At 65.5% G+C, this 5,696-nt stretch carries 2 protein-coding genes and 3 pseudogenes; 3 read left to right on the forward strand and 2 right to left on the reverse strand.

The features are described from left to right. Positions 1-199: 199 nt before the first annotated feature. A pseudogene (locus tag ACWD3E_RS43035) lies at positions 200-1,295 on the reverse strand (integrase core domain-containing protein). 80 nt (positions 1,296-1,375) lie between these two features. Between ACWD3E_RS43035 and ACWD3E_RS43040 the strand changes: the two are divergent. The 3 genes and pseudogenes from ACWD3E_RS43040 to ACWD3E_RS43050 form a co-directional block, all read left to right on the forward strand. Continuing rightward, positions 1,376-1,549 (forward strand): annotated as a pseudogene (locus tag ACWD3E_RS43040) (IS701 family transposase); the annotation flags it as partial. A 327-nt stretch (positions 1,550-1,876) separates the two neighbouring features. Then, entirely contained in the window at positions 1,877-2,221 is a 345-nt protein-coding gene (locus ACWD3E_RS43045; RefSeq protein WP_451392906.1) for a CU044_2847 family protein, read from the forward strand. Continuing rightward, a complete protein-coding gene (locus ACWD3E_RS43050; RefSeq protein ID WP_451392907.1) occupies positions 2,209-5,550 on the forward strand; it encodes a trypsin-like peptidase domain-containing protein in 3,342 nt (1,113 codons plus the stop codon). The genes ACWD3E_RS43045 and ACWD3E_RS43050 overlap by 13 nt, the downstream gene beginning before the upstream one ends. Before the next feature lie 53 nt (positions 5,551-5,603). On the opposite strand, the pseudogene ACWD3E_RS43055 reads toward ACWD3E_RS43050, so the two are convergent. Beyond that, positions 5,604-5,696: pseudogene (locus ACWD3E_RS43055) on the reverse strand (transposase); the annotation flags it as partial.

The raw sequence follows: 5,696 nt of genomic DNA on the forward strand, positions 1-5,696 counted from the left end.
AAGGACCTAGACAATCCTCATTCTTGCTGGCCAGAGGCCCTTTCTATTTGCGTGACCGCCTGCCGGACAGCTCGCCTCATGAAAGCGCGAGGCTAGAGATCCTTAACGGTGAGGGTTACGCGGGGTCGTGACGGCTGTCGTGGGCCGCGCTATGCCGGGAGGATGAGGTTGTCCTTGCCGAAAACGTGATCCGCCCTGCTCAGGCCGCATGTGGGTACTTGTGGAGGAGGCCGCCAAGGCGGTCGGTTCGGCGTATGTCGAGTCGTGCGATTTGCTCCGGGTTGTCGATCGGCTCGGGAAGGGATCGGAGGGGGCGGGCGTTCGCGATGCCTGGTGTGGCCTGTGCTCGTTGTAGAACTTCTCGAACTCACGTAGCGCGTGCAGGAGGTGGCGCTGGCCCCAGATGAGGGTTCGGTCCAGCAGCTCGCGTCGGCAGGTCTGTGCCCATCTCTCGATGAGGGAGTTCATGCGTGGCATGCGGACCCCGCTGAGCACGACCTGGATCCCCGCGTCAGCGAGGACGGCGTCGACCAGTTCGGGGAACTTCCCGTCCCGGTCCCGGATCAGGAACCTGGCCCGGGTGCCGGCGTCTTCGAGGTCCATGATGAGGTTCTTCGCAGCCTGTGCCACCCAGGACGCGGTCGGATGAGCGGTCGCACCCAGGATCCGAATACGGCGGTTGGCGTACTCAATGACCGTGAGCACATGTAACCGGGCACCAGACAGGGTGACCGTTTCGAAGAAGTCGCAGGCGAGGAGCGCGTCCGTCTGGGAGCGCGGAAGGACGCCCAGGTGCTGGAGGTGCGCTCGGGTGCCGGTGGGATCCCGGCCTCCTTCAGGATCTCTCAGACGGTGGACGCGGCGACCTTGATGCCGAGAACGAGCAGCTCGCCGTGCACGCGGGGGTAGCCCCCACCCCGGATTCTCTGCGGCCAGGCGCAGTACCACGCCGCGGACGGAAAGTATGGTGCGCGGTCGGCCTGGGCGCTTTGGACGGGAGTGGGCGGCGTGGCGGCGGGCGACGAGGTCGCGGTGCCAGCGCAGCACGGTGTCCGGCCGCACCAACAACCGCATCCGGCGGAGCACCTGCGCTGGCAGACCCTAGAGCAGTGCGGCCAGGAATGCCCGATCCCCTGGTTCGAACCGGACCCGCTGGCCGCTCAGCTGCCGCTCCAGCACAGTGACCTGATGGCGCAGGGCGAGGATCTCCGTGTCCTTGTCCTGGTCGCTCATGGGTAGCAGGCGCAGCACGGCGAATGCGTTCGTCACGGTCAGTAAACCAGTCGCAGCAGCACGAGGGGCCATCATGTCGGGTGATCGCCAGCAGGGCCGTCGAGCATCCGATCAAAGCCGTTGCTTCGGCCGACAGGGTTGGTGGGACGGGGTTCTGCCGGACTGCTGGCTGCTGGTCGAATGGCCCTCAGACGCCGAGGCTCCCACCGATTACTGACTGTCCAACTTGCTGGCTGACATGTCGATCGTCGACCTGGTGCGTCTGGGCAAGGTCCGCTGGCGCATCGAGCACGATTACCGGAAGAGGCAGGCCGGTGGGGTGTTCCCGGGCCGCGGCGGCCTCCCCGTCCGGTCACACCGGGCCCGCGCCAGCCGCCGACAACGACGAAGCCCTGCCCCTCGCCAGGCTGCTGCCCTTCGGCGGATCACATGTCGGCCGAGGACCGTGCCGACCTCGCCTGGGCCGCAGCCGAGGCCGCCGTACAGGTGCTGGCTTGCACTCGCACCCCTGTCCGACCTCAGGAGCCGAGCTTGGGGCGGTGCGGCGTGTCGCACTTCTGGAGGTCTTTGTCGGCAACTGTCGGACGCGCCGTAGAAGGGCCCGGCATACTGCGAGAACGCCATCAGAGACGAGAGGACTCAAATGACGGACACGATGGGCGACCAGAGCATCATCACACCGGTCGCCGTTGACGGTGGCGTGCTGTACATCGAGGCGACGAGCCTTCCCGGTGTCCCGGAGGCGCAGGACAGCGCATGGTCCGAAGACGAGGAAGTTGCTGATGTCGTACCTGATCTCAGCTCCGTCACCGCTGCGTTGTCCGGATTCGCGAGCCAGGTCACCCAGGCGCTGCGCCAAGCCAGACCGGACAAGGTAACCCTGGAGTTCGGGTGTGAGCTGGCACTTGAATCAAGCGGACTGAGCGTTCTGATCGCGAAGGGCAGCGCCAAGTCGAATTTGAAGGTCACGATGGAGTGGCAGGCATAGGGTTCACCGTGGGCATGTCGGGCTTTGCCGGTGGTGGCACGTTGGAGATGGCACTCCAGCAAGCGACCGTTGCCTTGACCGTCCGGACGGCGGGGGCCACGAAGTACGGCACCGGATTCTTCGTTGCGCCTAGTGCGGTGCTCACCTGTGCCCACGTTGTTCTCGCTCCGGACAACGAGCCGGTACGGGTTGTGGAGGGGCTGTGGAACGGTGAGCAGCTGCAGCTTTCGACCGCCTCAGAGGATGTACGACCATTCGCGGGAGGACAGGGCCCTGATCTTGCCCTGCTCCGGGTCGCTCCTCCTGGACCTTCGTATCCCGCGGTGTGCTTGGCGGCGCCCTGTGATCCCGGAGACGAACTGTGGGCCTTCGGGTATCCGAAGACAGACTATCGGGGCGGAGATCCGCTGGCGTTTCGTTACGTGGGCGGCGGCCGGCATCTCGGTGGCGCGGTTCTTGACAAGGTTGCCGGTGGCCAGGTATTCCCGGGCCACAGTGGTGCACCCGTGCTTAACAGGAGGACAGGGTGCGTGGCCGGGGTGATCCGAGCCCGTCAGCGTCCTCAGGCTGGGGCCGGTGAGGAGTACGGGGCCCGGCTCATCCCGACGTCAGTGGTTTTGGGGGCGTTTCCCGAGCTGGCAGAGGCCCGTGATCGAGCGGTGTCCGAGAACTGGGGGTGGCTCAGTCTCCTTGACGACAAACAGATCCGGGCAGGGGGTTGGTGCGCTCCCGGTCCCTGTTTGCGCGCCTATCTCCGTGCCGCGCGGGAATCCGCGGATGAACATCCCTATGCTGCGGCGCTTCCTGCTGTGGGGGAGTTGTCGGCGGTGTATCTCCAACAGAGGATCGCCCACGGCCCAGAGGCAAGCAGTCCACCCTCGTCGGTGTCCTGGTCCTCCGAGGATGACGCCTCACGGCGGTCCATGATGATGATGCGCAAACACGTACGACTCCTGTTTGCCGGCTACAAAACCGACCGCCAGCGGCAAAGCACTGAACCGGCAGACTCCATAGACGAACCAGAGATGTTGGAGACGGAGGGTGGCCGACACGGCGTAGAAGGCGGCACGACGGAATCGGTCTGGACTCCTGTGACTGTGGATGGGCTCCCGGAGTTGGCACCCCATGCACTGGTCCTCGGCGGTCCTGGAGCTGGCAAGTCGAGCCTGTTACGCCATATGACGACACGGCTCGCGGCCTCCTGGCTTGATCACCGTACGGGCGCCGCGGTGCCCGTACGGGTTCCGGCCGAGGCACTGTCCAAGTCCACGAGCCTGTCGGAGGCGCTTCGGGCCGCGGCCAGCGCGGATTTGGGGACCCGCCTGCGCGCTCCGCTACCGACGGATCTGTTCCAGTTACCTCCGGTGCCTGGCGTGCCGTGGCTGGTGCTCGTCGATGGCCTGGATGAGGTTCTGAACCGTGGTGACCGCCGACGGGTCGTCCAAGCGGTGATGGCGGCGGACCCGCAGCGTTACCGCTTTGTCCTGACGAGCCGGCCATTGGACGAGGTCGAAACGCTGCCGCTGCGCCGCAAGGCACCAACGTACTGGCTTCAGACTTTCGATCCCTCCGAGCTTCGGGTGCTCGCCACCCGGTGGTTCGAGGCGATGAACCTTTCCGACGCCGAGAGCCTTGCTGAGCGTTTTCTCGTCGAGCTGGACCGTGGCAGGCTTCGGGATGCGGCCCGGGTTCCGCTACTAGCGACAATGGCCTGTCTGTTGTTCGGCCAGAGCGGCGATTGCCGCCTGCCGAGGAGCCGGGCGGACCTTTATGAGCAGTTCACCGAGCTGCTCCTAGACGTCCAGCGGGAGCGCGTTGACCTATATCGCCACCTGCCCGCCTACGTGCGCCGCCAAGCGGGGACACGAGGGCAGGAGGCCGCCGAGCAACTCATCTCTGGCCTCCGTGGGTTGGTGGAGGAGATCGCCCACAGGCGCATCGAGGATGACGACCGACCGTTGTTGGACGTCGCCGTCGCAGCGACAGAGGCGCTGCGGCCCCCCGGAGTTCCTGTGGGCCAATGGCGCGAAGTGCTGAGGGAACTACTGCGTCAGAGTGGCGTACTGGTTGAGCGGTTCGGAGTGTTCTCCTTCGTCCACGAGACCTTCGCTGAGTACCTGGCCGCCTGTCGGTACTGCCGCGAGATTCCTCCGGATAAGGAGACGCTGTCTCTTGCGGCTCTCCCCGACATGGAGTCCTTCGCCTTGTTCACAGCTGGAGTGTGGGCGCGCGAAGGCCACAATCTTGAGAGCCTCGTGCTCGCTCTGCTAGCGCACGACACCCCAATGGCTCGGGAGGTGGCCGCGGCTCTAGTCATCGACGGGGTTCCACTGTCCACTGGTGTGATCAACAGCGTGACTGAAGCGCTGGTTCACTCCGCGACAGACCCGGACGTGCATCATGCGGACCAACGACTGGCCATTCTGTACCTAACCGAGCTGGACCGCCGCCGGGGAGCTGCCCTGATCGTTGGTCTCGCCGAGGACGAGCGCTTTGGCTCGTGGGCTGCGCGATGGCTGGTCGACGTGGACCGGGAGCAGGGCATCGAGCTCCTGCGCCGCATGGCGGGCCCCGACACTCCTCACGACGATAGGATTCATGCTGCGCGACGACTTCAGGACGTCGACGCGCACCTGGGCGAAGAAGCGCTCACAGCACTGGCAAGTGATGACTCGGCGTCCCCGCGCACGAGAAGCCTGGCGGCAGCCGCGCTGGCTAGGACAGCCCCCGAACAGTCGACGGCGTTCTTGCTCAGCCTCGCGGGTGATCGCACGGTGGAACCTGGCGAGCGCATCACCGCGGCCATGGAGCTGGCAGAAGTCGCTCCTGAGGAGGCAAAGGACGCGCTCCTGACTCTGACCAACGACGAGGATTTTTCCACGTCGGACCGGATCCGAGCTGCGGAGGAGCTTCACTCCGTCGATCCGGAACGATCCGCTACTCTGCTGCGAGCGTTCGCCACGGATCCGTCCGCTCTCCCGACCGACCGCGCGGACGCGGCTGGCTCCCTTCTCATGCGTGGCCATGAAGAACAGGGCGTCGCCCTGTTGGCAGAGCTGGCCAGTAACCCGGCCATCGAGCCGGAAGGCCGCGAACGTGGCTTGATGTGGCTGATGGAGCTGACCAGGGGAAAAGCTGCGGAACTCCTCGCTGCCTGGTCGTCGGACCCCTCCCGGCCCGTAGAAGCACGTATCGAAGCCGCCGAGCGGCTGATGGATCTCGGGTCTCCACTCGGAACAACTCACCTGCAGGCCATGGCGTCGGACCCCAGGCTAACCAGCCGCGAGCGCAGACGCGTGAGACGAGCCTTGAGCAGGCTAAGGCATTAACGAGTTGGTGCATGATAGCGGGTGAGGCGTGTTCGCCCTACTCGCGGTCGATTTCAGGTCATGACGGTGCGGTCGGAGACGAGGCTGGCGATGGCTCGGTAGGTCTCGGGCAGGCGATCACGTCGGTGGGTCCAGCGCATCAGTTG

This window comes from Streptomyces sp. NPDC002676 (genome assembly GCF_053592455.1).

Excerpts from the sequence above, each read along its gene's own strand:
- ACWD3E_RS43045 (WP_451392906.1), top strand. The coding sequence starts at position 1,877 with ATGACGGACACGATGGGCGACCAGAGCATCATCACACCGGTCGCCGTT.